22 protein-coding genes, 1 tRNA gene and 2 pseudogenes are annotated in these 25033 nt (G+C 60.3%); 7 read left to right on the top strand and 18 right to left on the bottom strand.

What is annotated here, in order from left to right; genetic code table 11:
- Nucleotide 1: 1 nt before the first annotated feature.
- The 3 genes from NKI21_RS16745 to NKI21_RS16735 all read right to left on the bottom strand — a co-directional run bounded on the left by NKI21_RS16745 (nucleotide 2) and on the right by NKI21_RS16735 (nucleotide 4804).
- Entirely contained in the window at nucleotides 2–1009 is a 1008-nt protein-coding gene (locus NKI21_RS16745) for an ABC transporter permease (protein ID WP_127296635.1), read from the bottom strand.
- Between the two features lie 111 nt (nucleotides 1010–1120).
- A complete protein-coding gene (locus NKI21_RS16740) occupies nucleotides 1121–3205 on the bottom strand; it encodes an ABC transporter substrate-binding protein (protein WP_352866410.1) in 2085 nt (694 codons plus the stop codon).
- A gap of 132 nt (nucleotides 3206–3337) precedes the next feature.
- Nucleotides 3338–4804 carry an alpha-glucosidase/alpha-galactosidase gene (locus NKI21_RS16735; RefSeq protein ID WP_352676229.1) on the bottom strand — a complete coding sequence of 489 codons (1467 nt, stop codon included), beginning with the start codon at nucleotides 4802–4804 and terminating at the stop codon, nucleotides 3338–3340.
- Nucleotides 4805–5049: 245 nt separating this feature from the next.
- On the opposite strand from NKI21_RS16735, the gene NKI21_RS16730 reads away from it, so the two are divergent.
- Nucleotides 5050–5925, top strand: a complete 876-nt coding sequence (locus NKI21_RS16730) for an AraC family transcriptional regulator (RefSeq protein WP_352676227.1) — start codon at nucleotides 5050–5052, stop codon at nucleotides 5923–5925.
- A gap of 27 nt (nucleotides 5926–5952) precedes the next feature.
- Here the strand turns inward: NKI21_RS16730 and NKI21_RS16725 are convergent, their stop codons facing one another.
- From NKI21_RS16725 to NKI21_RS16705, 5 genes are all read right to left on the bottom strand, one after another.
- Nucleotides 5953–7980, bottom strand: a complete 2028-nt coding sequence (locus NKI21_RS16725) for an aldo/keto reductase (RefSeq protein WP_352866405.1) — start codon at nucleotides 7978–7980, stop codon at nucleotides 5953–5955.
- Nucleotides 7981–8015: 35 nt separating this feature from the next.
- Nucleotides 8016–9110 carry an ABC transporter ATP-binding protein gene (locus tag NKI21_RS16720; RefSeq protein WP_023809270.1) on the bottom strand — a complete coding sequence of 365 codons (1095 nt, stop codon included), beginning with the start codon at nucleotides 9108–9110 and terminating at the stop codon, nucleotides 8016–8018.
- A gap of 8 nt (nucleotides 9111–9118) precedes the next feature.
- Nucleotides 9119–9955 (bottom strand): carbohydrate ABC transporter permease, encoded by an 837-nt coding sequence (locus NKI21_RS16715; RefSeq protein WP_352553766.1) that lies wholly within the window; start codon nucleotides 9953–9955, stop codon nucleotides 9119–9121.
- Nucleotides 9952–10812, bottom strand: coding sequence for a carbohydrate ABC transporter permease (locus NKI21_RS16710; protein WP_352441091.1), 861 nt, complete (start codon nucleotides 10810–10812; stop codon nucleotides 9952–9954). Before NKI21_RS16710 ends, NKI21_RS16715 begins: the two co-directional genes overlap by 4 nt.
- Nucleotides 10813–10962: 150 nt before the next feature.
- Nucleotides 10963–12234 carry an extracellular solute-binding protein gene (locus tag NKI21_RS16705; protein WP_023809274.1) on the bottom strand — a complete coding sequence of 424 codons (1272 nt, stop codon included), beginning with the start codon at nucleotides 12232–12234 and terminating at the stop codon, nucleotides 10963–10965.
- 84 nt (nucleotides 12235–12318) lie between these two features.
- Here NKI21_RS16705 and NKI21_RS16700 point away from each other — a divergent pair, with 84 nt between their 5' ends.
- The 3 genes from NKI21_RS16700 (at nucleotide 12319) to NKI21_RS16690 (ending at nucleotide 15132) form a co-directional block, all read left to right on the top strand.
- Nucleotides 12319–13212, top strand: coding sequence for a helix-turn-helix domain-containing protein (locus NKI21_RS16700; RefSeq protein WP_196815295.1), 894 nt, complete (start codon nucleotides 12319–12321; stop codon nucleotides 13210–13212).
- 321 nt (nucleotides 13213–13533) lie between these two features.
- Nucleotides 13534–13609 (top strand) — tRNA-Phe (locus NKI21_RS16695).
- A gap of 212 nt (nucleotides 13610–13821) precedes the next feature.
- Nucleotides 13822–15132, top strand: a complete 1311-nt coding sequence (locus NKI21_RS16690; RefSeq protein WP_352866400.1) for a tyrosine-type recombinase/integrase — start codon at nucleotides 13822–13824, stop codon at nucleotides 15130–15132.
- Nucleotides 15133–15402: 270 nt separating this feature from the next.
- On the opposite strand, the gene NKI21_RS16685 is transcribed toward NKI21_RS16690, so the two are convergent.
- From NKI21_RS16685 to NKI21_RS16645, 9 genes and pseudogenes are all read right to left on the bottom strand, one after another.
- Nucleotides 15403–16722, bottom strand: a complete 1320-nt coding sequence (locus NKI21_RS16685; RefSeq protein WP_352628451.1) for a type II toxin-antitoxin system HipA family toxin — start codon at nucleotides 16720–16722, stop codon at nucleotides 15403–15405.
- 11 nt (nucleotides 16723–16733) lie between these two features.
- A complete protein-coding gene (locus NKI21_RS16680) occupies nucleotides 16734–17030 on the bottom strand; it encodes a helix-turn-helix domain-containing protein (protein ID WP_023669277.1) in 297 nt (98 codons plus the stop codon).
- 341 nt (nucleotides 17031–17371) lie between these two features.
- Nucleotides 17372–17678 (bottom strand): annotated as a pseudogene (locus tag NKI21_RS16675) (transposase); the annotation flags it as partial.
- A 30-nt stretch (nucleotides 17679–17708) separates the two neighbouring features.
- Nucleotides 17709–18218, bottom strand: a complete 510-nt coding sequence (locus NKI21_RS16670; protein WP_023669276.1) for an HAD family hydrolase — start codon at nucleotides 18216–18218, stop codon at nucleotides 17709–17711.
- 1 nt (nucleotide 18219) lies between these two features.
- On the bottom strand, nucleotides 18220–19185 hold the full coding sequence (locus NKI21_RS16665) for a DNA-processing protein DprA (RefSeq protein WP_352866395.1): 966 nt from the start codon (nucleotides 19183–19185) through the stop codon (nucleotides 18220–18222).
- Nucleotides 19186–19189: 4 nt separating this feature from the next.
- Complete coding sequence (locus tag NKI21_RS16660) at nucleotides 19190–19876, bottom strand: phosphoribosyltransferase (RefSeq protein ID WP_352866392.1); 687 nt, start codon at nucleotides 19874–19876, stop codon at nucleotides 19190–19192.
- A gap of 286 nt (nucleotides 19877–20162) precedes the next feature.
- Nucleotides 20163–20594 carry a ubiquitination-like system serine protease family protein gene (locus NKI21_RS16655; protein ID WP_023669273.1) on the bottom strand — a complete coding sequence of 144 codons (432 nt, stop codon included), beginning with the start codon at nucleotides 20592–20594 and terminating at the stop codon, nucleotides 20163–20165.
- Entirely contained in the window at nucleotides 20591–21778 is a 1188-nt protein-coding gene (locus NKI21_RS16650; protein ID WP_023746230.1) for a ThiF family adenylyltransferase, read from the bottom strand. Before NKI21_RS16650 ends, NKI21_RS16655 begins: the two co-directional genes overlap by 4 nt.
- A complete protein-coding gene (locus NKI21_RS16645; protein WP_352866388.1) occupies nucleotides 21753–22262 on the bottom strand; it encodes a multiubiquitin domain-containing protein in 510 nt (169 codons plus the stop codon). Before NKI21_RS16645 ends, NKI21_RS16650 begins: the two co-directional genes overlap by 26 nt.
- 127 nt (nucleotides 22263–22389) lie before the next feature.
- Between NKI21_RS16645 and NKI21_RS16640 the strand changes: the two genes are divergently transcribed.
- The 3 genes and pseudogenes from NKI21_RS16640 to NKI21_RS32390 all read left to right on the top strand — a co-directional run bounded on the left by NKI21_RS16640 (nucleotide 22390) and on the right by NKI21_RS32390 (nucleotide 24669).
- Nucleotides 22390–22770: a helix-turn-helix domain-containing protein gene (locus NKI21_RS16640; protein WP_352628460.1), complete on the top strand. Its 381-nt coding sequence runs from the start codon at nucleotides 22390–22392 to the stop codon at nucleotides 22768–22770.
- Entirely contained in the window at nucleotides 22763–23626 is an 864-nt protein-coding gene (locus tag NKI21_RS16635; protein WP_031214820.1) for an ImmA/IrrE family metallo-endopeptidase, read from the top strand. The genes NKI21_RS16640 and NKI21_RS16635 overlap by 8 nt, the downstream gene beginning before the upstream one ends.
- A 605-nt stretch (nucleotides 23627–24231) precedes the next feature.
- Nucleotides 24232–24669 (top strand): annotated as a pseudogene (locus NKI21_RS32390) (Ros/MucR family transcriptional regulator).
- A gap of 79 nt (nucleotides 24670–24748) precedes the next feature.
- On the opposite strand, the gene NKI21_RS16625 reads toward NKI21_RS32390, so the two are convergent.
- The gene (locus NKI21_RS16625; protein WP_352866382.1) at nucleotides 24749–25027 is read right to left on the bottom strand and encodes a DUF2274 domain-containing protein; all 279 of its coding nucleotides are present in this window, start codon (nucleotides 25025–25027) and stop codon (nucleotides 24749–24751) included.
- Nucleotides 25028–25033 lie beyond the last annotated feature (6 nt).

The following is a 25033-nucleotide window of genomic DNA, read 5'->3' as shown; positions in this document are numbered from 1 at the left end:
CTCAGCGCTCCCCGAACTGGCGCACGCGCGGATCGAGCAGCACGAGCAGCATGTCGGCGATGATGTTGCCGACGATCAGCGTCGCCGACAGCACCATCATGAAGGTGGCGGTGACATAGACATCGCCGACAGCCATGGAGCCGACGATCGCCGGGCCGACAGTCGGCAGCGCGAAGATGATCGCCGTCTCGATTTCGCCGGTCAACATGTAAGGCAGCACCACACCCTGATACATGATGAGCGGGTGCAGTGCGTTAGGCACGGCGTGGCGCATGACGACGGCGGCGCCGGTCAGCCCCTTGGCCCTTGCCGTCTCGACATATTGCGCGTTCAGCGTATCGAGCAGATTGCCGCGCATGACGCGCATATTGTAGGCGAGCCCGCCGAAAGTCGCGATCGCCACCACCGGCCAGACATGCTTGACCAGATCGACGAATTTGGCCCACGACCACGGCGCGCCCCCATATTGCGGCGAGAAGAATGAGCCGATCTCCGACACGTTGAATTGGAAGACCAGGAGATAGACGATGATCAACGCCATCAGGAAGCGCGGCACCGTCATGCCGAGGAAGGAGATGGCCGACAGCGCCGAGTCGATCCAGGTGTATTGCCGGGTCGCCGCCCATATGCCGAATGTTATGCCCAGCACCGAAGCCAGCAGATGGCAGACCAGCGCCAGGAGAAGCGTGCGCGGCAGGCGCTCGCCGACCACGTCGGCGACCGGTTTGTTGTAATAGAGGCTGTAGCCGAAATCGCCTCGGGTGACGATGCCGCCGATCCAGTTGAGATACTGGAGGGGAAGCGGCTTATCGAGACCATGCTCGATGCGGTAGGCCTTTGCCTGCGCGTCGGCCTCGGCGAAGGAGGCTCCACCCTGGTTGATCGCCTGCGAGCGGATGTAGTCGGCATAATCGCCCGGCGGCGCCTGGATGATGGCAAATGTGGCCAGGCTCAAAATGGCGAGGACCGGGATTGCCGACGCTATTCGCGTGAGCAGGAATCGCAGCATGGACGGTTCGTTTCCTCGTCTCGCCGATCGCGCCCTTGGTTGCGTCCGGAGGTTGGTTTGTCCGGCCGCGCCAGCGGCGCGGCCGGAGGTCTCTCAGTCAGGGAGGTAAACCTAATTCATCGGCCCCTTCTCTCCGGGTTTGCCGGGCAGTTCTTGCGGGAACAATTCGTATTTCGCCTGCTTGTCGGCCGCGACAAAGACCCGTTCGCGGATGATCGAATCCTCGGCCCAGTTGAACATGAAGATCGGCGTGCCCTGTGGGATGTTCGAGAAACGCTTGTTGACGATCAGCGCGCCGGGATACTCCGTCAGGCCGACATTGTAGACGTGCTCCGTCGAGATCTTCTGGAATTGTTTCATCAGGCTGGCGCGCTGGTCATTGTCCTGGGTGGAGACGAACTTGTTGACGATGTCGACGAGGTCCTTTTCGAACGGCATCACATCGACCTCGCCGTTCTCCGGCGCACGATGGTCCCAGCTGGTGCGCGGACCGACCGGGGCAAGCTGCACGGTGTTCTGCACCACCGACGTCAGTTCCTGTTCGTTGCGACGGACCAGCCAATCGAAGCGGCCGGAATATTGCGAAGCGTCGCGTTGGGTCCCGTTGAGGCCGTTGAGCACGACCCGAAGCCCGAGCTTTTCCATCTGGGCGACGACGCCTTCGGCAAGGCTCTTGTCGGTCGTGTAGTCGTTGTTGACCAGCATCACGATCTCGACATTCTTGCCGCCGGCGGTGCCGGAAGGGAAATTCACGAAGCCGTCGCCGTCCGTATCCGTGAGGCCGGCCTTGGCGAGTTCGGCCTTGGCGCCCTCGAGGTCGAAGGGGTAGTAGACCGTCGAAGCGCGGTCGTAGAAGCTGGTTCCTGACGACAGGCCGCCGGGATAGATGGCGGTGAACGGTCCCTTGACCAGCGAGTCGCCGAGCGCCTTGCGGTCGAGCGCCATGGTGACGGCCTTGCGGAAATCCTCGTTGCGGTTCAACTCGCGGATCGCCTGGCCGCGTTCGTCCGGATTGCCCCAGCCATTGGCAGAAAAATTAAAGCGCAGATTGTAGCCGATGAGCCGCGGGCCGAAAGCAAGACGGGCCGGCGCGTTCGCCTCTGCCGCACGCTTCAGCGAGGCGACGAAGTTTTCCGGCTGCTCCAAATTGGAAAAATCGGCCGCGCCGGCCACCGCCTGGACATCGCGGTCGGCCCAGGTCGACAGCTTGTAGTGCAGTTCGTTGAGATAGGGCAGTTGATTGCCCTTTTCGTCGACCTTCCAGTAATAGGGATTGCGGCGCATGACGATGATGTCGTCCGGCCGGTATTCGACCGGCACCCAGCCACCCATCACCGGCATGTTCATGAATTCCGGCGGGAAGGCATTTTTGAACTGATCATAGGTATTCTTCGAGTATTTCGGATGCTGCGGCTTCAGGATGTGCGCGGGGCCCGGACAGAAGGTGCCGTAGGCCATGGCGTACAGGTACTGCTTCGGGAAGGCATCCTTGAAGGTCCATTCGATGGTGTAGTCGTCGATCTTCTTCAGCGTCGTGCCGACGCCGAAGGTTTCCGGCGTCGCACCGTTCAGCGGCGAGACGTTAGGATCGACCACCTCGTCGTCCCAGTAGAACATGACGTCGTCGGCATTGAAGGGCACGCCGTCCGACCACTTCGCTCCTTCGATGAGGTGCATGGTCAGCCTGTGGCCATCGCTCGACCAATCCCAGCTCCTGGCCAGGTTCGGCAGCGGCTCGGTGTCCTTGGCCTCGACCTGGAACAGCGGGGCGGTGCGCGTCAGGCATTCGGAGAGGCCGATGTCGATGCCGCCCCAGCCTTGCGTCTGACCGGCGCCGTAGTTCCAGCCTTCCGGCCGCCCGCCGATGACGTGGCGCATCGTATCGCCATAGACGCCGATGCCGTCCTGCATGTTGCCCGTCTTGTAGACCAGCGGATCTTTCGGCAGCCTGTCTTTCACCGGCGGCAGCTTGCCGGTCTTGACGTATTTCTCGGTGACCCAGTCGGGCTCGTGATATTCGGGAAGCGCCTTGAACTCCAGGATCGAGTCTCGCGCGACATAGTTGATCTTGCCCTCGGCGGGAAACGGTGTCGGCGCCGGCGGAACCGTCGGCTCGGAAGCGTAAGCACTGAGTGCCGAGACCGAGACGCTCAGCGTCAGTCCGGCAGCAAGGCCGATATTGCGTAAATTCCTCACGGTCTCTCTCCCTCTTGTTTGTCCGGAGCGTTTGCACCCGCTCCGCCTCTCCTCGAATTCAAACGGCTTCGTGGCAATGAATCCGCCTCCCATGGATCCACCATCACCGCATGAATTTTCAGCCGGCCCGCCTCAGCCGGCTTGCTTCAGCGCGGCTTTTTCGGCGCGCAATTCCTCGATCGAGCGAACGCTGCGCCGTGCGGCGCCCGCCCACTCGCGGGTCTTCACCTGAGATGTCGACAGCCGCTCCCTGGCGGCCGGAACCGCATGGGCATATTGCGGCAGCCAGGCTGCCTGGGCGACGACCATTTCGTCGACCATCTGCCAGACCTCCTCCGGCGTCGAAACCGCGCCGACCAATGGGTCATGCAGCACGGCGAGCTTCAGAAGATCGATCTCGCCTGATATCGCGGCATGCACCGACATGCGCTGGACGTTGATCGAAGCGATGCAGGTGGCGGCGCAGGCTTCCGGCAACGTGATGCCGGCGGCCATGTTGATGCCAAAACGGTCGACGAAGCCCGGCGACTCGATGATGGCGTCCTGCGGCAGGTTGGTAATCACGCCATTGTTCTTGACGTTGAAGTGGCCGCGATAGACCCGGTTGGTCTCCAGCGCCTCCAATATGTGGCTGGCATGCTCGTTGGAGCGCTTCTCCCGGTCGATCGGCTTGGACGCCGCTTCGAGGAACTGCGGATATTCCGTCTCGAACCAGTTGCGGGTTTCGGTGGAGTAACGGAGATAGCCGCCAGTCTCGCCATGGATCCAGTCGGACATATCGATCCAGCGCGTGATCTCGTCGGGACGTTTGCGGTACCAGGGCAGATATTCGGAAAGATGGCCGTTGCTTTCGGTCGAATAGACGCCGAAGCGCTTCAGGACATCGATGCGCAGTTTCTCCTGCCTGGAATAGACGGGATGCGCCTCGAAGGCAGCCACCAGTTCGTCCTTGCCGATGGAGCGGCCGTTCAGGCGCAGGCCGATGAACCAGGTCTGGTGGTTGATGCCGGAACAGACATAGTCGAGCTCCTGCGTGGACTTGGCGCCAAGCACCTCGGCGATCTGCTCGGCGCCGTGCTGGACGCCGTGGCAGAGCCCAACAGTGTCGACCTTGCCGTATTCGATCGCCGCCCAGGTGTTCATCGCCATCGGGTTGGCGTAGTTCAGGAACTTGACGTTCGTCTCGGCGACCTCGCGCATGTCCTTGCAGAAATCCAGGATCACCGGGATGTTGCGCTGGCCATAGAGAATGCCGCCGGCACAGATCGTGTCGCCGACGCATTGGTCGATGCCATATTTCAGGGGAATGCGGATATCGTCGGCATAGGCTTCGAGACCGCCGACCCGCACGCAGCTGATGACGTAGCGAGCGCCTTCGAGAGCCTGGCGGCGGTCGGTCGTCGCCGTCACCCTGGTCGGCAATCTGTTTGCCTCGACGATCTTGTCGAGGATCGCCTTGATCATCTGAAGGTTGTGCTCGCTGACATCGGTCAGCGCGAATTCGATGTCCTCGAATTCGGGCACGCACAGGATGTCGGTGAACAATTTCTTGGTGAAGCCGACGCTGCCCGCGCCGATGATAGCGATTTTGAAACTCATCAGCCGCACCTCATTCCACTTCGAATTGCAGGCAAGGAATGACAATGGGAAGCTGTAGCCACATGCCGACATGTATGCAGGACAAGCCGGAATCGGGCTCGCCAACCTCCCCGTCCGCTCCTCGACTGCGGATCTCTCTCGCTTTTCGACGGGGATTATGCGCTTATTCGCGAGCGCGACCAGAGAAGGATTATGCTTTCGGGGGTAATTTTGTGCTGCAGGATTTGATACAAAACGGACAGTCCATGCGCACGATCTCGCTGCCGCGCGGCCGCCAGCGCCTGCATGCCATGCCGACGAGCACGGGCTATGAAGTGCGCGAGGACGAGATCTACGACTGGGATGGGCGAAAGCGCGGCCAGACGCCGTTCACCGTGCTCCAGCACACGATCAGCGGGACTGGCCGGCTGCGCTACGAGAACCGCAATTACCGCCTGCAGAAGAACGACACATTGCTGGTGCTGGTGCCGCACAACCACCGCTACTGGCTGGCTGAGGACGAGCGCTGGGAGTATTTCTGGATTTCAATGAACGGCGAGGAGGCGTTGCGCATTCACAAGTCGATCCTCAGCGTCTCGGGTCCTGTATTTCGGCTGCAGCCGGCGACGATCGATCATCTTGCCGATTGCAGCCTGCGCCTGATCAAAGGCGCCGCTTCGCCGGGTGCTGCTTCGGCGGTCGCCTACGAGGCTGCGATGGCGCTCTATGACGATGTCTTCGGCTCCCATGCCTTTGCCGAAAAACAGAGCGCCATGCAGCCGGTCATCGATCACATCAACGCAAATCTCGACAAGCCGCTGCCGGTGGCGGACCTTGTCCAGATCAGCGGCCTCAGCCGGGCCCATTTCTCACGCTGTTTTGCTGAAAGCGAAGGCTTGCCGCCTGCCGAGTTCGTGCTGCAGCAGCGTCTGCAACGCGCGGCGAAGCTGCTGACCAAGGCGGATTTTCTGCCGGTGAAGGAGGTCGCCATCCTGTGCGGCTTCGAGGACGCGAACTATTTTTCGAAGGTCTTCCGCCGCTGCTACGGCATCACGCCGAGCCAATTCCGCACCACAGGCATGTACGCCAATTTGCGGACTCCGGCCAGGCGTGGCGTCAGGGCGCCTGATGACGAGACCTGACGCCGCGACCGTTAAGCCGGCAGCCAGCTAGGCAGCGCGCAGACTGCCGCCATCCAGCCATTCGAGATCGGCTTGCGAAAGCGTGATGTCGAGAGCGCGCAGGCTGTCGTCCAACTCATCCAGCGTGCGTGGCCCGATCAGCGGGATGGATGGGAAGGGCTGAGCGAGCACATAGGCCAGCGCAATATGGATCGGGCTCTTGCCCAGTCTCGCGGCAAGTTCGATCGCCCGGTCGCGGCGGCCGAAATTCCGCTCGGAGTACCAGACCCGCACCAGCTCCTCATTGTCTTGCTTGTCCCGACCTGCGCGATCGGTGAAGAAGCCGCGCCCCTGGCTCGACCAGGCGAAATTCGTCATCTGCCTGGATGTCAGCCAGGCCTTCCATGCATCCGTGGAGGACGTGACGCAGCCTGCCCAGATCGGCTCCAGCATTTCAGCCAGCGAGAAATTGTTGGACAGCGCGCCGGGCTTTTGCTTGCCGGTGCGTTCGGCATAGGCAATCGCCTCATCCATGCGTTCCATCGTCCAGTTCGAGCCGCCGAACGGGCCGCGGATGCGGCTTGCCTTCACCTCACGATCCATCGCATCGACGAATTCGCCGACCGGCACATCCGGATTGTCGCGGTGCATGAAGTAGACATCGACATGGTCGGTCTGCAGGCGTTCGAGCGACTGGTCGAGCTGCTTGCCGATCACATCGGGATAGCACAGCGGCGAGTGCGCGCCCTTGGCGATGACCACCGATTGCGCGCGTACGCCACGGTTTTTCAACCACTCGCCAAGCAGCTTCTCGGTATAGCCGCCGCCATAGACATAGCCGGTATCGAAAAGATTGCCGCCGGCCTCGAAAAAGGCATCGAGCAGGATCGAGCCTGAGGAAAAGGTACGGAAATCCTCGAAGCCGAGCGCCACCACCGATTCCGGCTTCGACAGGCCAGGAATGGTGCGCTTGGCGATCGCCGTGCCGCCGGACCGCAAAGGCCGGCCGGAGATGGTATTGATGCGTTGCTGGGCCTTCTCGATCCCGTATTCGAGGCCGGCGGCCGCCCGCCATTTGTCCAGTACACGCAAGGTGCCGAGGCTTTCCGCCCATGCCATGCCGGGCCAGGCGAATTCTTGGCCGCCGGCGCGGATGGCCTCACCGGCTGCGTCGACCTCGAAGGAATAGACATGACGCTTCTCGTTGACGCTGATGGTCTCGCGCGTGCCATCGGATGCGATGACGTCGATCCGGCCGAGACCAACGTCGCGGTTGCCGCCGGCGAACCAGAAGTCCGGCACCTCGATGCGGCCTTTGGTGCCGAGGATGCGCAGAACATTGTCCTGGTTAAGCGAGATGCTGCAGGAGACTTCGGCGACAATGCCACCCGGGAAATGCAGCAGCGCCGAGGCCCATTCGTCGACGCCGGACTGGCCAAGATGGGCAGTACCGACCACCTTGTCAGGCTCGGCGAAGGGTTTTCCGGCCGCGGCGCCGGCAATCAACCGCACCATCGAGACGGGATAGCCGCCGACGTCAAGAATGCCGCCGCCGGCGAGATCGTTGGCGTAGAGCCGGTGCTCCGGCATGAAGCGCGGCATCGCAAAACCAAAGCTCGACTTGATCATTCTGATCTCGCCGATGACGCCCGATCTGATCAGTTCCACCAGCTTCAGCGTCTGCGGATGCAGCCGGTACATGAAGGCTTCGCCGAGAAACGTGCCGGCCTTGCGCGCGGCATGCATCATGGCGTCGGCCTCGAAGGCGGTCAGCGCCAGCGGCTTTTCGCACAGCACATGCTTTCCTGCCTCGGCCGCCTTGATCGCCCATTGCGCATGGCCGGGATGCGGTATCGAAATGTAGACGGCATCGATTTCGGGATCAGCAAGCAGCGCATCGTAGCCATCGACGATGCGGGCGCCGGGGAAACTCTCGGCGAGGCCGGGCTTGGCGGGATTGCGGGCACCGATGGCGACCAGCTTTCCGGTGCGCGAATCGGCCACGCCACCGGCAAAGGACTGGGCGATGCTGCCCGGTCCGAGGATGCCCCAGCGAATGGGCGTGGTTGCGGTCATTGTCATTCTCCTTGAAGGCTGGAAACGGCGGCCGGTCAGCGCAGCCGCAGTCCTTTTTCGTCGAACAGGTAGGATTTGCGGATGGAAACGGTGATCTCTGATGTGTCGGGGACCTTTGTCGCGTCGCGCTGGATCACCACGTCGTCACCATTGGCCGTTCTTGCGTAGAGGAAACTTGTGCCGCCCAGGTGCTCGACCACGTCGATGGCAACCACAAGGTCGGCGTCGCCCTCTCCGGCATTGCCGAAATGTTCGGGCCGCACGCCGACAATGACCTTGCTGCCGATTTTTGGGCTGCCCATTTCGGGTGCAGCGCCGGTCAGCGGTTGCGTGATGCGGGTCTTCTCCTGACCCGCCAGATCGACCACCACGCCACCCGCATCGTGCCCGACAACCCGGCCCTTGATGAAGTTCATCTTCGGCGACCCGACAAAGCCCGCAACGAACTGATTGTCGGGGTTGTCATAGAGATCGAGCGGCCGGCCGATCTGCTCGATATGGCCGGCGCGCATCACGACGATCCTGTCGGCGAGCGTCATCGCCTCGGTCTGGTCGTGCGTGACATAGATCATTGTCGTGCCGAGTTCCTTGTGCAGCCGGGAGATCTCGACGCGCATCTGGACGCGCAATTCGGCGTCGAGGTTGGAGAGCGGCTCGTCGAACAGGAACACCTGCGGTTCGCGCACGATGGCGCGGCCGATGGCGACGCGCTGGCGCTGTCCGCCGGAGAGTTTTTTCGGGCGCCTGTCCATCAATTCGCTGATGCGCAGGATCTCGGCCGCCCGCTTCACCCGCCGTTCGGTGTCGGCCTTTGGATTGCCGGTCATGCGCAAGCCGAAAGAGAGGTTCTGTTCGACGCTCATATGCGGATAGAGCGCGTAGGACTGGAAGACCATGGCGATGCCGCGGTCGGCCGGCTCGACATCGTTGACCACCTTGCCGCCGATGGCGATCTCGCCGCCGCTAATGTCCTCGAGCCCGGCGATCATCCTGAGCAGCGTCGATTTTCCGCAGCCGGAGGGGCCGACGAAGACGACGAACTCGCCGTCCTTGATGTCGATGCTCGCGCCATGGACGACCTCGAAGACGCCGAAGCGCTTGACGACACTGTTAAGCGTGACCGTTGCCATGCTGCCCCTTACTTGACCGCGCCGGCGGCGATGCCGGCGATGAAATGGCGCTGCAGCAGCACGAAGACCACGAGCATCGGCACCGTCAGCATCACCGCACCCGCCATGATGCCGCCCCATGACACCTTGGTGAGGCCGATCAGCGTGCCGAGCGCTACGGGTGCTGTCATCGAACCCGGCTGGCTGTTGATCAAAAGCGGCCACAGATAATTGTTCCAGGAGGCGAGGAACAGGATGATGGCGAGTGCGGCCAGCATCGGCCGCGCCAAAGGCAGCGCGACGAAGAGGAAGATGCGCCATTCCTTGACGCCCTCGACGCGCGCCGCATCGAAGAGATCGTCCGGCATCATCGAAAAACTCTGCCGCATGAACAGCACGCCGAGCGAATTGAACAGCGGCGGGACGATCAGCGCCACCCAGGTGTTGGCGAGCTTGAAGTCGCGCGCCACCATGATGAATTGCGGGATCAGCACGACCGCATAGGGCAGCGTTATGGTGCCGAGGATGATGGCGACAACCACGCCCTTGCCGAAGAACTGGTAGCGGGCCAGCGCCCAGCCGGCCATCGACGTCAGCAGCACCGACAGGAATGTGTAGGTCACCGCCACCGAGACCGAAATGCCTATGGCGCCGACGAAGTTCGTGTCACGCTGCAGATTGTTGAAATTGTCGATGAAATTGCCGTGCGGCAAAAGCTCGATGCCGGGGCTGAAGATGCCGTTGTCCGGCATGGTCGAGAACACGACCATCATCCACAGCGGAAACAGCCAGATCAGCGCCAGCGGCGTCAGGAACAGATGCAGAGCGATGCTGCGTCCCAATCTGGCTGCGGAGCGCGAACTCATTTCGGTTCCCTCGTCAGCCACAGCTGCGCCAGCGTGATGGCGATCGCCAGCCCGGCCATGGTGTAGGCGACGGCCGAGGCGTAGCCGAAATTGAGCGACCGAAAGCCCTGGCGGTAAAGCAGCAGGCCAAGCGTCTCGGTGCCGCCGCCCGGCCCGCCGCGCTCGGTGATCAGGAAGGGCTCGGTGAACAGCTGCATGGTGCCGATGATCGACAGCACGAGGCAGAACACGATGACCGGCTTGAGCAACGGCAGGGTGATGTAGAAGAACTGCTTGAGCTTGCTGACGCGGTCGAGCGTCGCCGCCTCGTAGACATCTTCGGGAATGGACTGCATGCCGGCGAGCAGGATGATGGCGTTGTAACCGGCCCAGCGCCAGGTCACCGCGATCATGATCAGCGCCATCGCCGGAGTGACGTTGGAAAACCAGTCGACCTTGGGCAGGCCGATGCTGTTCAGGAGCTTGTTGATGATGCCGAAATCGAGGTTGAACATCAGCCGGAACACCGCCGAATAGGCAACTTCGCCGACCACCACGGGGGCGAAGAAGGCAAAGCGGTAGAGGCCGCGCGCCTTCAAGAGCGGCGAGTTCAAAAGCACCGCCATGACGAGCGCCAGCGAGATCATCACCGGCACCTGGATGACCAGGATGAGCAGCGTGTTCTTCAGGGCGTTGAAGAAGGCCGGATCGCCGATCAACCGGCCCCAGTTGAAGCCGGGCGCGAACCGCCACGGCACGGTACGCGTCGCCTGGAAGGAAATCATGAAGGAGCTGATGATCGGCCATACCCAGAAGATCGCGAAGATCAGCAGATAGGGCGTGAGGAAGCGATAGGCCGTGGCGTTGCGATTGCGCATCTTCCTCCTCCTTCATTTCGTTGCCGCTTCGGCCATGGCCCGCAGCAGCGGAGCCGGTTTGCCAGCAAATACAGGTCCCGTGGGAGAACCCCACAGGCCGCGACCAGGTCCGGGCGGCGCAAACGCCTGTCCCGGACCCGGCTTGGGAGGTTATGACTTGACGGGCAGTCCGGTTGCCGCCGCGATCTGGCTTGCGGCATCGTCGAGTGCCGTCTTGGCGTCGGGGTAGCCGCCGGCCAGATACTTGGTCTGCACGGCGCGGACGATGATTTCGGCGTCGCTCTGGAACTGCGTGCCGCGGCTCGGAACAACCTTCGGCAAGGTGCCGAGAATGTCCTTCCACACCGCCTGGCCGCCCCAATAAGGCAGGCCTTGCGCGACATAGGGATCGTCAAGCGCCGAGATCAGGGACGGCACCAGGCCGAACTCCTTCAGCATCGTGATCTGGCCTTCATTGGTTCCGAGCGTGTATTTCAGATAGGCGTAGGCGGCCTCCTTGTTCTTCGACGCCGAGGTGATAGCCAGTGAGGAACCGCCGAGATTGGCGGCGCGCGGCCCGTCGGCGGTGAGGCTCGGCATCAGATAGACGCCCCATTTGCCGTTTTCACCGGCAGATTCGGTGCGAATGGTGCCCTCATACCAGCCGCCATAGATCTGGGTGGCGACGGTGCCGGCGGTGTTGTTGGTGATCTTGGTGCCCCAGTCGGCCGACGAGATGATGCCGGCGTCCTTCATCTCCTTGACCTTGGTCATGGCATCGACGCATTTGGGCTGGTTGACCGTGATCGATTGTCCGTCCTCGGAGAAATAGGCGCAGCCCTGTTCGTTGGAGATCATGCGGAAGAATTCCGAGTCACCGTTGAAATCGGCATTGGTCATCGAGACGCCTGGGTTGGCGGCCTGGATTTTCTTGCCGGCGGCGATGAAATCATCCCAGGTCTTGATCGAAGTCGGATCGACGCCGGCCTTTTCGTAGAAGTCGCGGCGATAAAAGGCGGCCACCGGGCCGGAATCCCACGGCATTGCGTAGGCCTTGTCGCCCACTTCCAGCTCGGTGCGCTTGAAATCGGGGAACTTTTTCTGGTCGTCGGCTGTGTAGCCCAGCGTATGCAGGTCGACGAAGCAGTCGGGGAACTGGCTCCAGTAATTCTCGGCCTCACCGTTCTCGACGGTGACGATGTCGGGCAGGCCTACGCCGCCGGCGGCGCAGCCGGCGATCGACTTGTCGTAGGTTGGCTGGTTGCCGAGATCCTGGACCGTGACCTTGACGTCGGGAAATTGCTTGTTAAAGCCGGCAATGGTCGCCTTCAGCGATGAAGCCGCGACATTCCAGCTCCAGATGGTGATTTCGCCGGATTGCGCGAAGGCCGGGGCTGAGCCCAGGGCAAGCGCGAGCGCGGCGCAGGTCATTGTGATGCGCATTGAAATCCTCCCATTCATTTGCTCTCTCACTGTGAGCGTGGCTAGACTATGCAGTGGGCAAGGCCTGTCGCCGTCAAAGGGAATATGAAATTGGCGGAAAGTAAGATGCCTGAACGGCCGTTCTACCAGCCTGGGGCCAGCAGCGTGGAAGGCCTGCCGCTGCTCCTGCAGATGTTTCACACCAATCCGCTGGTGATGCTCAAGCCGCACTGGCACGCCCAGGTCGAGGTTAATTTCATCGTGCGCGGCAGCGTGCATTACCTCATGAACGACCACGAGATTTCGCTTTCGGCCGGCGAGATGTGCCTGTTCTGGGGTGGCCTGCCGCACCAGATGGACGATTTGTCCGACGACGCCATCTATGCCGGGGCGCATCTGCCACTGGTGCACTTCTTCCGGCTGCACCTGCCCACCGATATAAGGCACCGGCTGATGACCGGCGCGACACTGGTGACATCAGCCACCGACCAGTCCGACAACCATAATTTCGAGCGCTGGAACCGCTACGCCCGGTCCGGCGACCAGGCCAAGGCCGAACATGCCGTCAACGAATTGCTGCTGCGGCTGGAGCGGGTGCGGTTCGAGCCCTACCGGCTGGTATCCGCAACTCCGACCGACCAGGAAACAGGCAGCCCCTTCGACCAGCAATCGTCGCGCAATGTCGGACGCATGTGCGATTTCATCGCCGAAAACTTCCTCTACGACATCGATTGCGTGAACATCGCGGCGGCCGCCGACATCCATCCCAAATATGCCATGAGCCTGTTCAAGAAATCCACCGGCATGACGCTCAACGAGTATGTGAATCTGTTGCGGCTGAGCTATGCGCAGGCGCTTTTGATGCATCAGGACGCCAATGTGCTGCGCGTCGCCATGGATTCAGGCTTCGGCTCGCTCAGCGCCTTCAACAAGTCGTTCCGCAAGCTCGCCGGCATGTCGCCCTCCGATTTTCGCCGCGGCGTGACCGGCGTCAGATAGGCGGCGGCGACCAGTGGCGCGTCTGAGCCGCAAATGCATTGGTGCGCCTCGATCGCCGGCTAAAGGCAGTGCCACGGCATGTCAGCCGGCAATAGCGGCACGGACAGGGATGGCGAAGGCCGCATCGTGCCATGCCGTGCCCGATTCCGGCCTGCAAGCGGCATGGAAACCGGGGCACCGCACGGCATCGCTTTTCCTGCCCGAAATCGCCCACTAGGCGCTGGACAGGCCGAATTCCCGTGCTATAACCCACGCGCTTTCAAGGGGCGCCCACGGCGCCTCGATGAAATCCGGTCAACGCGTTTTCGTTTGCCGGAACAGGCCCAGATAGCTCAGTTGGTAGAGCAGCGGACTGAAAATCCGCGTGTCGGTGGTTCGAATCCGCCTCTGGGCACCATCCCCTCTTCTCCCGACACTCCGTTAAGCCGAACCTTCTACGCTGCAGCTTCTGCAAGCCACTGGGATTGTTGATCTTTTTCCGTCGCATTGCGCAATTAAGCGGGACAGAGAGCGCTTCGGGCGCATTTGGTCCAACGAGGCGGGGGGATGGTATTTCCGTTGGTATTCGACATCCTGATGGTATCGAAACAGCCAAGGGAGACCTGACGAATGGCGCTATCCGACGTGAAATGTCGAAACGCCCGCCCTGCTTCCAAACTCGTGAAATTGTCTGACGGGGGCGGGCTGCAGCTATGGGTACAGCCCACGGGCTCTCGCCTCTGGCGGCTCGCGTACCGCTTTGACGGCAAGCAGAAACTGCTCGCGCTGGGGAGCTATCCGCTTATCTCTCTCGCCGAGGCACGGGAGGCGCGCGATGATGCTAAAAGGCTCCTGCTAGCTGGCGTCGACCCTGGAAAGGAACGCAGCTTGCGGAAGGCCGATTCGGCAAAGGACTCCTTTCGCTCAATCGCGGACGAATATGTTGACAAGCTGAAGAAGGAGGGACGTGCCGTCCGGACGATCAGCAAGGTCAAATGGCTGCTCGACTTTGCCTATCCGATAATCGGCGATAAGTGCATTCGGAAGATCGATCCGGCTATCATCCTTACCGCCCTCCGTCGAGTCGAGGTTCGCGGTCGATACGAGTCGGCCAGGCGACTGCGCTCCACCATCGGCAGCGTGTTTCGATACGCAATCGCGACCGCACGCGCCGAGACAGATCCGACCTTCGCCCTCAGAGGCGCACTCATCAGTCCGAAGGTAACGTCTCGCGCCGCGATTACCGATCCGAAGGCCTTGGGCGGTTTGCTGAGGGGGATCGATGCATTTGATGGACAGCCTACAACCCGAGCCGGTCTAAAGCTGATAGCGCTGCTGTTTCCCCGCCCCGGCGAGCTTCGCGCCGCTGAATGGGAAGAGTTCGATTTTGAAAGCTCGGTGTGGACGATCCCTGAAGCACGCATGAAAATGCGACGGCCGCACCGCGTACCCCTATCAAAGCAAGCGATCAGCGTCCTGACTTCACTGAGAGAAATCTCTGGTGATGGATCGCTGCTGTTTCCTAGTGTTCGGTCGGCTTCGCGTCCGATTTCCGACAATACGCTTAACGCCTCACTGCGTCGTATGGGTTACAGCAAGGATGAAGCTACCGCGCATGGTTTTCGAGCAACGGCATCAACTCTGCTGAACGAATGCGGCAAGTGGCATCCGGACGCCATAGAGCGGCAGCTGGCCCACATTGAGAACAACGACGTTCGGCGCGCCTACGCCCGGGCAGAGCACTGGGAGGAGCGCGTCAAGATGATGCAGTGGTGGGCCGATTATCTGGATGAACTCAAGAGCAAAAACCTGCGGGTGATCTCAATCGAGGGACGCCGCAAGCGTGCTGTCCACACACCAACGCGACCATCCACTTTGAACCCAACAGCGGCCGTTCATCAAACGCCGAAACAGATCTCCAACCGCCGGAAATCATACTGACCGTCAAAAAAGCCACAACTCGACGCCAAATCGTAGGCCCGCATTGTCAGATTTCCTGGAGAGAAAGTTGATCACATTCGCCGGGAAGCTGCCGTTCTGCAACCGACCCCATTCCCGTCATTCAAGATGCCGATGGCCGGTTCCGAAACCGGGCACCTACCCGGCCCGGGCCTATCAGAGCGAGAATGCCATGGGCAGTGTGCGGTCCGTCCGTTTCGCCGACATTAGTCCGTGGATCCGCTATCCCCGCCCGACTTTCACCTCCACAACCTACACGGGCTCCGCGGCGGCTTCCTCTCCATAGATCCGGGACAAGCCCTTGATGCGCGTCGTGATCGCGTCGACGAGGCGACCAACGATCTCATGGATGATCCCCTCCTGGCGAAGCTCTTGCGCGCATTCCGATGACATGTCCGGTATCACCGCGAGCTGATGGCGGATCGTCCGCATTGTGTACTCGCCGCCAACCTTTGCTGAGGACGCACAGCGACGCCAGTGGCGCGGCATGATCTCCTCGATCGGGTAGACTCTGTCGATCTTCATCGCCAGTTTAAGGTCGCGCATCTCAGCCTGGATCTCTCCCTCGCCGAGGTGCGGCAGAATGGAGGAGATGTCGTAGAGCGGAGCTAGGCGGGCCTCGCCCTGGGCACCCAGCAGCATCGAATAGTTCTTTGCATGCGCGTCCGTGCCGGCGATGATCCAGTTGAAGACGTTCGCGGCCATGAAGGTCTGACGGTCTTGGACGGGTTCCATGGAGGCCGCCAGCACCTTTTTGGAGATCGCCGTGATACCTGGCCCACCCTGGTTCTCGTACTTTAGCGTCGGCATCACCGATAGGGCCTGGCACATGTCCTCCTGATGGATGCGGATGGTCTTGCCGTCGATGTTGCGGCGGTCGTAGCGCTCGAGAACGATCGCCTTTTCGCCTGCGAAGTCGAGAACCTGGCTGTGTGCAGCGTCCATGCCGAGCTTGCATGCAAGCTGCAGGCAGAAATGTTCGTTCTCGGTATGCCCGTGCAAGTGCGGCAAAGGCGGCTTGAAGATGTGTGTCGTGGGCGTGTCGCCTAGAGGGATCCCCCAGCGATTGCTGCCCTTGTCGAAATGGAACGCCGTCTTTGCCTGCGCACCAGCGAGACTGAACTGACCAGGATCGCCGATTCGCCGGGTCGCCGCACCATCCTTGCGGAGGTCGCGCAGGCGGTCGCCAATCTGCGCCTCCGTGAGCAACTCCACGTTCTCGCCGCGGGAAACCTGGTGGCCACGCGGAAGGAACTGGACGGCGCCGGCGCAGTCGCGGCCGACATTCTTGAGCAGGGCAAACGGGTTTCGGGCGGAGACCTGGAACCTCTGCGCCCATCTGGCGAGGGTCTGCTCATTATCCGGCAGCAGACCCCAGAGGAATGCCTCGACGACCTTGCCCTCGTAGGTCCTGGTGATCGTCGGCATGGACAGGGAAAGCGGGATCGCCACCCGGCCCTCCATCCATGCCTCTTGATAGGAGAACGAAAGCTTGCCGCCCTGCAGGTGGTGGAGCCACCCAACCGGTCTGCCAGCGATATGGACGTCGAGGGTGTCGATCGGGTTCACCATGATCATCGTCCCTAGAGCTTGTAGGGAATCTCGTCGTCGTCATCGTCGACATGCCGTTCATCGGCATTATGATGATGATCAGCAGCTGACGTCGGCGCCGGCGGGATTTGAAAGTCCAGCTCCACACCAAGCGTAGTCAGCGCCAGCAGCACGTTACCGATCTCGGCGCTGGGCTTGCCGTTCTCGATCCACGACACCCACGTCTGCGTGGTGTTGATTATCTTGGCCAAGGCAGCCTGGGACAGGCCGCGACGGGTGCGGGCCTCCTTGATCAGGATACCAATGTCCCGAGCTGTTCTGATCTTCATGGCGTATACGATCTCTGTATGAGCTAGCCTGATATAGGCTCCTATATGACGGGCTGTCAATATATGACCCTATATCAAACCTTACCTCATATAGGTTCCTATATCGGTGATCCTCATATATTAACCTATATTGAGATAGGCAAACTCCAGCCGCTTTCGCGCCCGTCGTACAAATCTCTAGCGTGACCGTTTCGAGTTTTGCGACTGCCAAATAGGAAGATCGGGTGTGAGCGGATTACCATGATCGCCCGGAGCATAGGCTCCCGTGAGAGGAAGGATAGATTGGCGCGGACCGTACTCGACCACCCGTTTCGAATTCCCTTGCACCGCGCGGCCGGTCCATAGACTGCGTGCATGATCACGGTCAACTTGACGCAGGCCTTGCAGTGGAATGAGCGTTCGGCGATCCCTGGCCCCAGCTTTTGACCTTGTCGGAGCCGTTGAAGCGCGTCATCAGGCCCAACGCCGTCTCGCAGAGCGCCCGCCGCACGTCCTCGTCGCCGGCCTTCGAGATGCCCCCCTGAACGTCGATGGAGGAGCCGGATTGGCAGCGCCGCGACGTCTGCCCGAAGTAGACCGCGCGACATCACGCGAACGGTGGAAGCGCGACGGATCGTCGATCACGGTCATGCAGGAGAGCCCTGTCACCGACTCCGGGGACACCTTCGACTGAGCGGGTTATTTCAGGTCGAGCTTCTTTTTGAGGTAGTCGCGCAGTTCGCCGACAGACGAGAAAATAGCGTCTGGTTTCGAGGCTTCCAAACCTGCCACGTCGAGGCAGCCCCATGCCGAGCCCAACGCGGCGACGTTGGCTCCACGCGAAGCCTCGGTATCCTGAGGCTGATCGCCGACATGATAAGTATTGTGAGGTTTTCCTCCCGCTTTTGACATCGCAAGCAAAAGACCCTCCGGGTGCGGCTTTCGGTTTTTCACGTGATGATAGCCGACCACAATATCTATCGGCCAGGCATGTGCCTTTATGAAGGCCTTCGGCACCATGTCGGGGCTTTTTGTCACGATAGCCAATGTGTGACCAGCCGCATGTAGCTCGATGAGCAACTCGGTAATTCCGCCGTAGACGGCCAGCTTCGGGGCTTGGGCCATAACCGCCTTCCAGTCCCGAGCGGCGCGAAGGTGCTCAACTGTGGAGGTGTCCACGAGAGTTTGATCGAAGTCGAAAATAATCATCTCAGAAACCCAACCGAGTTTGAGGATCGATGTCCAATGCGCGCTCCGGTCTTTTTGCTGGAGAGCGTTCGACCTGCTGGACGTGCAGCAAGAACTGCGTCAAGGCGACCCCATCGGATATGGCGCGGGCCCAGTGCTGAGCAATCATCATCTGATTGCCCTTCGTCTTGTCCTCGTGCTTCCACTTATCGGGATGATCAATGCACGCCAGCGAACGCTTCTGCTCTCGGCAGAACCGCACCGTGTGCATGGTCCCACCCTTCACATCCGTCTCCACCACTAGCACTGCGTCGGAGAGACCACTTTGGATGCGATCTCGCTCGGCAAAAGCTGTCCGCATAGGAGTGACACCAAGAGGATATTCGCTGACCAAACAGCCGCCGTTTTCAATTAAGCGAGTTGCCAGTCCCCGATTGGCGGCGGGATAAACTTTGTCCAAGCCGTGGGCCATCACTGCGACCCCCACACCGTGGGCATCCAAGCAGCCTTCGTGACCAAGAGTATCGCAGCCATGTGCTAAGCCACTGACGATAGTGAAGCCCTCGCTTGCTGCCGCCGCTGCCGACTTCCTAGCAACAGCTTCACCATAAGGAGTTGGCTCACGCGTCCCCACGACGGCAAGGCACTTCGTTGCGTGGAGTCCTGCCACGGCTCCCCTTACATACAAGACGGCAGGAGGATCTGGGATATTACGAAGGCGCTGAGGGTACCCTTCGTCATGAAATGAGAAAAACTTCGTAGCGCTATTTAGCGTTTTCTCCAACTCGTCCTGAGCTCGATCCCATGCCTCTAACAGTGCGCTTTCCGATACCTTCGCCCGCGCCGCCCTGTCCACCACAACGTCTTTCGCATCACGGTCAGGCACAGGCCCATTAACGATGCGCAAGGCCCCCCGCCGGCCGAGACCTTTGAGCTTCATCAAAGCGACTAGCGCTACTGATGTCGATGACACGGGCGATGAAGCCATTGCTCTAATCCTTCTTGAACTTCGCGTCGTGCTCCCGTTCGCCCAGACCCCATAGCGTATCCCACCTAGCAGGAACATGATCGTTCTCGGGATTCGGGCAGTAAGCAACACTCTCCGCTTTCGCGAGCGCAATCCCATACACCTTGCATTTCGGATTGGCGGCAAGCACCGCTAGCGCGATGCGAGACAGCGTATCACCTCGCGTGATGAAGTCATCGAAAACGAAGACATGGTCCGCATCTATTTTTGCCGACTGATACTTAGCCTTATCCAGCTCAGCGGAGCGACCCTCAGCGGAATAAATCGTATGAATCTTCTGATGGACATTCTTGGATAGGATGCTGTCGGAATATTGCGCCCCCACAGTTTTTGCGCATTCCTTGGTAATCCACGGTATTGAGCGGCTTGGGTCGGCTTTCGTTTCCTTGGACGAAAGCGCGGGGATAAATGAGGCGCGTTTGGGATCAATACCTAAGTGCTTGATGAGAGTCGGAGCAGCATCGTATAGAACCGTCGCCGCACCCCACTCGGCTTTATTATTCTTGTCTTTGAATCGAATAAACCAGGCGGTCCACTTCTCGTCAGGCCTGTCTTTCAATTTATAGGCAATTGTAAACGAATACGTCAGCCCGAGAGACACACTCAGGTGAGGAAAACCCATCCATCCGGCAATTTTGTTGAAATAAACCACGCCACCCCCCTTACTTCGCAGTGCACGATGTAAGCAGCACGAGGCCGACTATCAACTCGCTTGCTGGCCTTTTATTCTGCCAAAATTCGAAATTTCACCGGAGACCGCAGTGCACTCTTGGGAAACGGCCTCCGCCTGACGCGATTCGGGCCTAGGTGCCACTCTGAAAGGTCAGCCGAGTTGGATGCTCTACGGAAAGCGCGACCTATGAGAGCGGCCTCAAGGTCCCGGCCCAGACGTAGGTCTATGAGACTCGCATCTGCGCGGGCCCGAAGCGCGGCACGGGTTAACGACCGCCGGTCAGCCACGACCAGAAACCTCTAGATTTGGTTTTCGCGACCTCGGCCTTCGGCGAAGCGAGCGGCTCGACATGGCCACCGAAGTGACCTTCGCGCGCCGCCTTGTCGCGCATCCTGCCCCACGCAATCTCGTCCTCCGACATGTCGCCTGCCCAGACCACTGTGTCCATACGGATGAAATAGTGGGACCGGCAGGCGAATGACCAGTTCCCGACTGACGGCGAGAGACTGACGCTCTCGCCGTCAAAGGTGAGTTGCCAGCCTACCGGGCTAATCGGTGTCACCACCTTGGTGCCACAACCGCAGAAGCAATCATGGACTGCGGTTGCATACGGGATCGAAACATAGAGGACACCGGCCTCGCGGACCCTCGGGACGAACTCCACGAACTCGTGTCGGATCTTGTAGGGTCTCTTCATTCGCTGTCCTCGTTGATCGTCTCGGCGCCCGCGAGCACGAAGATGCTGAAATGTTCGTGGGTGTCGTCATCGTAGAAACCGAAAAGCTTCTTGAACTTGATGACTGCAAAGGCAGCATTCAGAGCGTTGAGTTCCACCACCTGAATGTTTTTGTCGTACTCGTTGACCTCTTCTGTCGTCATGAACGCGATGCGTTTCCCGTTGTGGACGTGCTCGCGCTTGGTAGGCGTGCTGGTCGTTGTACGTATCTGGCCCCGCAGGCTCTCGTTGTGCACCGTCAGGCCCATGCCCACATCTACGAACGGGATGTTTATTGCCTCCAGTTTTTGGACGATCGGCCGCTTCCCGGTCCCCTCCATGCACAGGAACACGAAGTCAAGGCCTTCCAGCAGGTGAAGGTTCTCAGGGGTAAGCTTGACCTTGTGCGGGACGATGCCGCGGCGCATTTTGCTATAGGTACGCGCGTGAAACTCGACCTTGGAGAGCTCCTCCTCCAGTTCTTCGCCTGAAGGCGCGCCCGGCGCCCGAAAGGCGTTGTGCTGGTTGAACCCGTCGTTGTCGAAGAGGTGGATTTCGCGGACGTGGGTCTTGGCGAGATAATCCAGGACGTAGGAGCCCGTGCCGCCCAGGCCGACGATGCCAACCTTCAGCGGCTTGAGCTTTAGCGCGATTGCCACGATGTCGGCGCGACTACTGGCCGTGTCCTCGTAAAGAAAGACGCTGTCGTCCTCGTCGGGCGCGTAAGGCTTGAAGGATTGCGCCGTCACACCCGGCTCGATCACCTGTGCCGGGCCCGAGATTTTCGCCACGTAGTGCGCCATCTTTTGATGGAAATCGTCGTAGCGGTCGGCGGGCTTGGGCTTACAGGAAAAGTTCCAGCGCACCGGCATCCCGTCGATCTTCAGGCCGTCACCCAAGTCGCTGTCGCCAAGCCCCTGGATCTTGCTGCCGTCCTCGTTGCAAGGGTGATCGCCGGACCACTTGGTCTGGTGATCCTTGGGCGGCTTCGCAACGTCGTTGGTCACCTCCAATGGGGCGAACAACACGCCGCGCTTTACCTGCCGGTTGCTGTCAACATAGGGTACGTCACGGATCACGAGATATCCCGTGACCACGTCGACGCTGTAGCCCTCGTCGCGAAGCCGCTTCAGCGGCGGGCTACGATCGATCGGTCGCCGTGACATCGAACTTCATCCTGTTTTTGATCTTCACGGAGTGGCCAGCCGTGAGCGTGCCTTTGGGGTTCGACGGGGGGCCATCACGGTAGGTCACTGTGAATTCGATGCACGTTCCCGTCGGCAGGATGGGGAACGCGATCTTCACCAGTTCCTCGAACGAGAGACGAGTTTCAGTGGTTTCGAAGGGCTCGCCATTGATGCCAACTGTCACAGCCTTTTGGCTGTAGAAGTGATCGTCCTTCTTCAGGTCGATCACAGTGTCGTCGCGCGGTACGAGTTTGTCCTCGTGATCACCCGGCACCTCCCGGAACAACTCACGGTGGTTCGGGATCTCGGCCAGCGCGTAGAGCGCTTTGCCCGTTGTGGGGTCGGGCGACTCGAAAATCTCCCGGTCGACATGGATACGCACCAGGTGCGCAGCGACATTGACTGACATTTTTACTACTTTCTCCGCTTCGCGGTGCTTGCGTTTCGCTCTGCCGGATGGCATCTTGCTGTCCGGACAGACAACACTTAGGCTCTGAAAAACGCCCTGTTCGGCACGAGACCAACCCAGAGCGCGTTGTCTGTCTGGACAACAGAATGGGAGATATTGTGGCGAATGTCAAGGAGGGCGGATGCCGGAGTCTGCGTTAGGAATTTGGCTGAAGGGGCTTCGCGGCGATCTTAGCCTGCGAGAGTTGGCTCAGCGGAGCGAAGTCGATCACGCCTACATCTACCGCCTCGAGACGGGTGCGAAGGAAGCGCCGTCCGACGAGGTGGTGAACAAGCTGCTCGGCGGTCTGGCGCCGTCCGAGCGGGAAGTCAAGATCCTGCGGTTTCTATCAAGTCACCCCAATGTCGACCCCGATCTTGCCGAGTTCGCGAGGGCCGATGATCGAGTTTCATTCGAAGAGTTCCATATGCTTACCACCGTCGTGAACCGTGGCGCCCGCCCCGACTACGCGACCTCCCTTGCCCGCATCCGCCGGTTCATGAGCGAGGACGAAGATGGATGAACTCTCCGTCGCGATGAAGGCACGCGACTTCATCGCCAAGAGCGGTCCATTGGCGCTTCCGGTCTCAGTAAACGCCTACGCGGCGCAAGTCGGAGGTACCGTGAAGCAGGAAGTGCTTCAGGAACATGAGGACGCATGGTCGGTGCGGTTGTCGAACGGCAAGTACCGCATTTGCGTGAACTGCGCCCACAACAGCCGTCGGCAGCGCTTTAGCATCTGTCACGAAGTGGCTCACGAGGCCCTCGGCATAGCGGCGGATCATAGGTCGCCGAGCTGGAGTTTCACGCGTAGGCCGCCCGGCGAGATCGCCTGCGACGTGTTCGCGGCCGAGCTATTGCTTCCATTCAAGCTGTTCAAGCCGAGAGTCGATGCGGCTGACATGAATTTCGCCGCGGTCAGCGACCTGGCCGACGAATTCGACGCTTCCTTGATGTCGACGGGCTCACGTTTCGCCACCTTCTCGCGCGAACTGTGCGCCTTCGTGCTCTCCGAGGGCGGCAAGGTTCGCTACTGCTCGCGTTCCACATCCCTGCGAGGCGCCAAGGCTTGGGTGCGCCTCGGAATGGATTTGCCAAGCGACTCCTACAGCGCCCGGGTGCGGGCGGGGGCAGCGGCGGCAGGCCCCGAGGAAGCCGAGCCGGATCAGTGGTTCGAGGGCTGGGAGCGTGAAGGTTCTCTCTACGAAGACGTCCGCCACCTCGCCGCCTGGGATCAGACCCTGACGCTGCTCTGGTTCGATGATGAAGATCTCCCGCCCCCGGCGGCTGAACGGAAGCGATGGGAGGAGGAGACCTACGGCCTCCGCGAGCTTGACGGCGAGCTGCCTTGGCCTGGCAGGTCGAAACGTAGGAAATAGGAAATGAGCTGGGCCGGCCGGCGCGCGGCGCGAAACATCCTTCCGTAGAGCCGAGAAAAATCTGACCCCTGTTTGCAGAACCTTACACTGACCGCTGTGGGCCGGGAAAAGACTGACCATACCGGCGATTTCTCGGCGCATACCCGTGCGGGAGCTGGCCGCAGCCCGTGGTGCGGTGGAAGCGCTTCCCATCGAACGGAAGAGATCGACGTATCCTTAGCAAGACCCCACCATTGGAGGTGCTGGCGGCATTTGCGAACTAGTGCCAGAGCCAAGCCACCAGCGCTTTGAGCGCTTGCTTATGGAGGGACCGCGAGGGCGCCAAGCCAGGAAGTCGTCGATCGTTATTCGCTCGGCTGGCCCGGGAGTAATGCCGTGGCGAGCAAGCTCGACATAAAGGTCAAGCTCACTGGAAAAAACCAATTTCCAAAGTTCATTGACGTTTTGGGTTAAAACCAGAGTTGGAACTGCCAGCGTGACCTCCTGACGCAACTCTATCGCAAATTCTCCGCCAAGAATTGGTATTGAATCTCACGCTCAACCGAGACTAGCAGAGACTAGATTCGGGCGGCCGCTTCATTTGCAATCAGAGGACTAGGAGCGTGATGACGTCTGAAGAAGCCGGCAGTAATCTATTCGCACTTACTGTGGATATCTTTTCGGCCTATCCAGAGGAACGCGGTTCCGGTCTCTGGATTGCCCGATTTGATCGCTAGTGTAAATTCGGCATTGACTAAGATCGGACAGGGCGCCAACTGAAGAAACGGCTCCGAAGCCGTCATCCTAAAAGGTCCGTCCTCCCAGACTACATAATCAGTCTTGAAGATGGAGCAGAAATACAAGTCACTCAAGCGCCATCTGGCAACCCGGCACGGGATGACGCCCGATGAATACCGGGCAAGGCGGGGACTGGCGAAGGACTATCCCATGGTCGCCCCGAACTATTCGGCCGCCCGATCAGCGCTGGCAAAATCGTTAGGCTTGGGGGAGGGAAGGCTGCTCCGGCCAAGAGACCTATCTCAAAGCGTAAAGCGAACGCCTGATATCAAATTTTGCGAAGCGCTTGCTGGGATCGGTGGCAACGCGGTCAGCATCAAGAACCTAGCGGTGCGACACCAAGCGTTACGCGTTGTCCGGTGTGGAAGATGATTGCCTTCGCGGTTTCTCCGACACGCCAGCGCCCGGCAGACCTTCCTTTCTGGCCTTGGCAAACGCCCGGTCGCCTTCCAGGAACCCGACCAGCATAAAGGGGATCAGGTCAGCCACGGTTTCGGACTCACCATAGGTCTGACGGTAAAGCGCCGCGTAGTTATTCAGCGCTTGGTTCAGTTCGGCATTAACGCTTATGGTGATCTTCGAAGATGTCCGGTCCGGAAGTTTTCCGAGTTTCAGGTTAGCCATGAAATC

Source organism: Mesorhizobium sp. M0715 (assembly GCF_040320355.1).
In the GTDB taxonomy this organism is placed as follows: domain Bacteria; phylum Pseudomonadota; class Alphaproteobacteria; order Rhizobiales; family Rhizobiaceae; genus Mesorhizobium.
The sequence above is the reverse complement of the archived record's forward strand: the minus strand, read 5'-3'. Positions and strand labels throughout refer to the sequence as shown.

What these genes read in the sequence shown, in the direction of transcription:
- NKI21_RS16665 (WP_352866395.1), bottom strand. Translation starts at nt 19,185, where the DNA reads ATGGCTTCATCGCCCGTGTCATCGACATCAGTAGCGCTAGTCGCTTTG.
- NKI21_RS16705 (WP_023809274.1), bottom strand. Translation starts at nt 12,234, where the DNA reads ATGCGCATCACAATGACCTGCGCCGCGCTCGCGCTTGCCCTGGGCTCA.
- NKI21_RS16655 (WP_023669273.1), bottom strand. Translation starts at nt 20,594, where the DNA reads ATGAAGAGACCCTACAAGATCCGACACGAGTTCGTGGAGTTCGTCCCG.
- NKI21_RS16680 (WP_023669277.1), bottom strand. Translation starts at nt 17,030, where the DNA reads ATGAAGATCAGAACAGCTCGGGACATTGGTATCCTGATCAAGGAGGCC.
- NKI21_RS16625 (WP_352866382.1), bottom strand. Translation starts at nt 25,027, where the DNA reads ATGGCTAACCTGAAACTCGGAAAACTTCCGGACCGGACATCTTCGAAG.
- NKI21_RS16735 (WP_352676229.1), bottom strand. Translation starts at nt 4,804, where the DNA reads ATGAGTTTCAAAATCGCTATCATCGGCGCGGGCAGCGTCGGCTTCACC.
- NKI21_RS16715 (WP_352553766.1), bottom strand. Translation starts at nt 9,955, where the DNA reads ATGAGTTCGCGCTCCGCAGCCAGATTGGGACGCAGCATCGCTCTGCAT.
- NKI21_RS16725 (WP_352866405.1), bottom strand. Translation starts at nt 7,980, where the DNA reads ATGACCGCAACCACGCCCATTCGCTGGGGCATCCTCGGACCGGGCAGC.
- NKI21_RS16685 (WP_352628451.1), bottom strand. Translation starts at nt 16,722, where the DNA reads ATGGTGAACCCGATCGACACCCTCGACGTCCATATCGCTGGCAGACCG.
- NKI21_RS16690 (WP_352866400.1), top strand. Translation starts at nt 13,822, where the DNA reads ATGGCGCTATCCGACGTGAAATGTCGAAACGCCCGCCCTGCTTCCAAA.
- NKI21_RS16635 (WP_031214820.1), top strand. Translation starts at nt 22,763, where the DNA reads ATGGATGAACTCTCCGTCGCGATGAAGGCACGCGACTTCATCGCCAAG.
- NKI21_RS16720 (WP_023809270.1), bottom strand. Translation starts at nt 9,110, where the DNA reads ATGGCAACGGTCACGCTTAACAGTGTCGTCAAGCGCTTCGGCGTCTTC.
- NKI21_RS16700 (WP_196815295.1), top strand. Translation starts at nt 12,319, where the DNA reads ATGAAATTGGCGGAAAGTAAGATGCCTGAACGGCCGTTCTACCAGCCT.
- NKI21_RS16745 (WP_127296635.1), bottom strand. Translation starts at nt 1,009, where the DNA reads ATGCTGCGATTCCTGCTCACGCGAATAGCGTCGGCAATCCCGGTCCTC.
- NKI21_RS16640 (WP_352628460.1), top strand. Translation starts at nt 22,390, where the DNA reads ATGCCGGAGTCTGCGTTAGGAATTTGGCTGAAGGGGCTTCGCGGCGAT.
- NKI21_RS16730 (WP_352676227.1), top strand. Translation starts at nt 5,050, where the DNA reads ATGCGCACGATCTCGCTGCCGCGCGGCCGCCAGCGCCTGCATGCCATG.
- NKI21_RS16710 (WP_352441091.1), bottom strand. Translation starts at nt 10,812, where the DNA reads ATGCGCAATCGCAACGCCACGGCCTATCGCTTCCTCACGCCCTATCTG.
- NKI21_RS16670 (WP_023669276.1), bottom strand. Translation starts at nt 18,218, where the DNA reads ATGATTATTTTCGACTTCGATCAAACTCTCGTGGACACCTCCACAGTT.
- NKI21_RS16650 (WP_023746230.1), bottom strand. Translation starts at nt 21,778, where the DNA reads ATGTCACGGCGACCGATCGATCGTAGCCCGCCGCTGAAGCGGCTTCGC.
- NKI21_RS16645 (WP_352866388.1), bottom strand. Translation starts at nt 22,262, where the DNA reads ATGCCATCCGGCAGAGCGAAACGCAAGCACCGCGAAGCGGAGAAAGTA.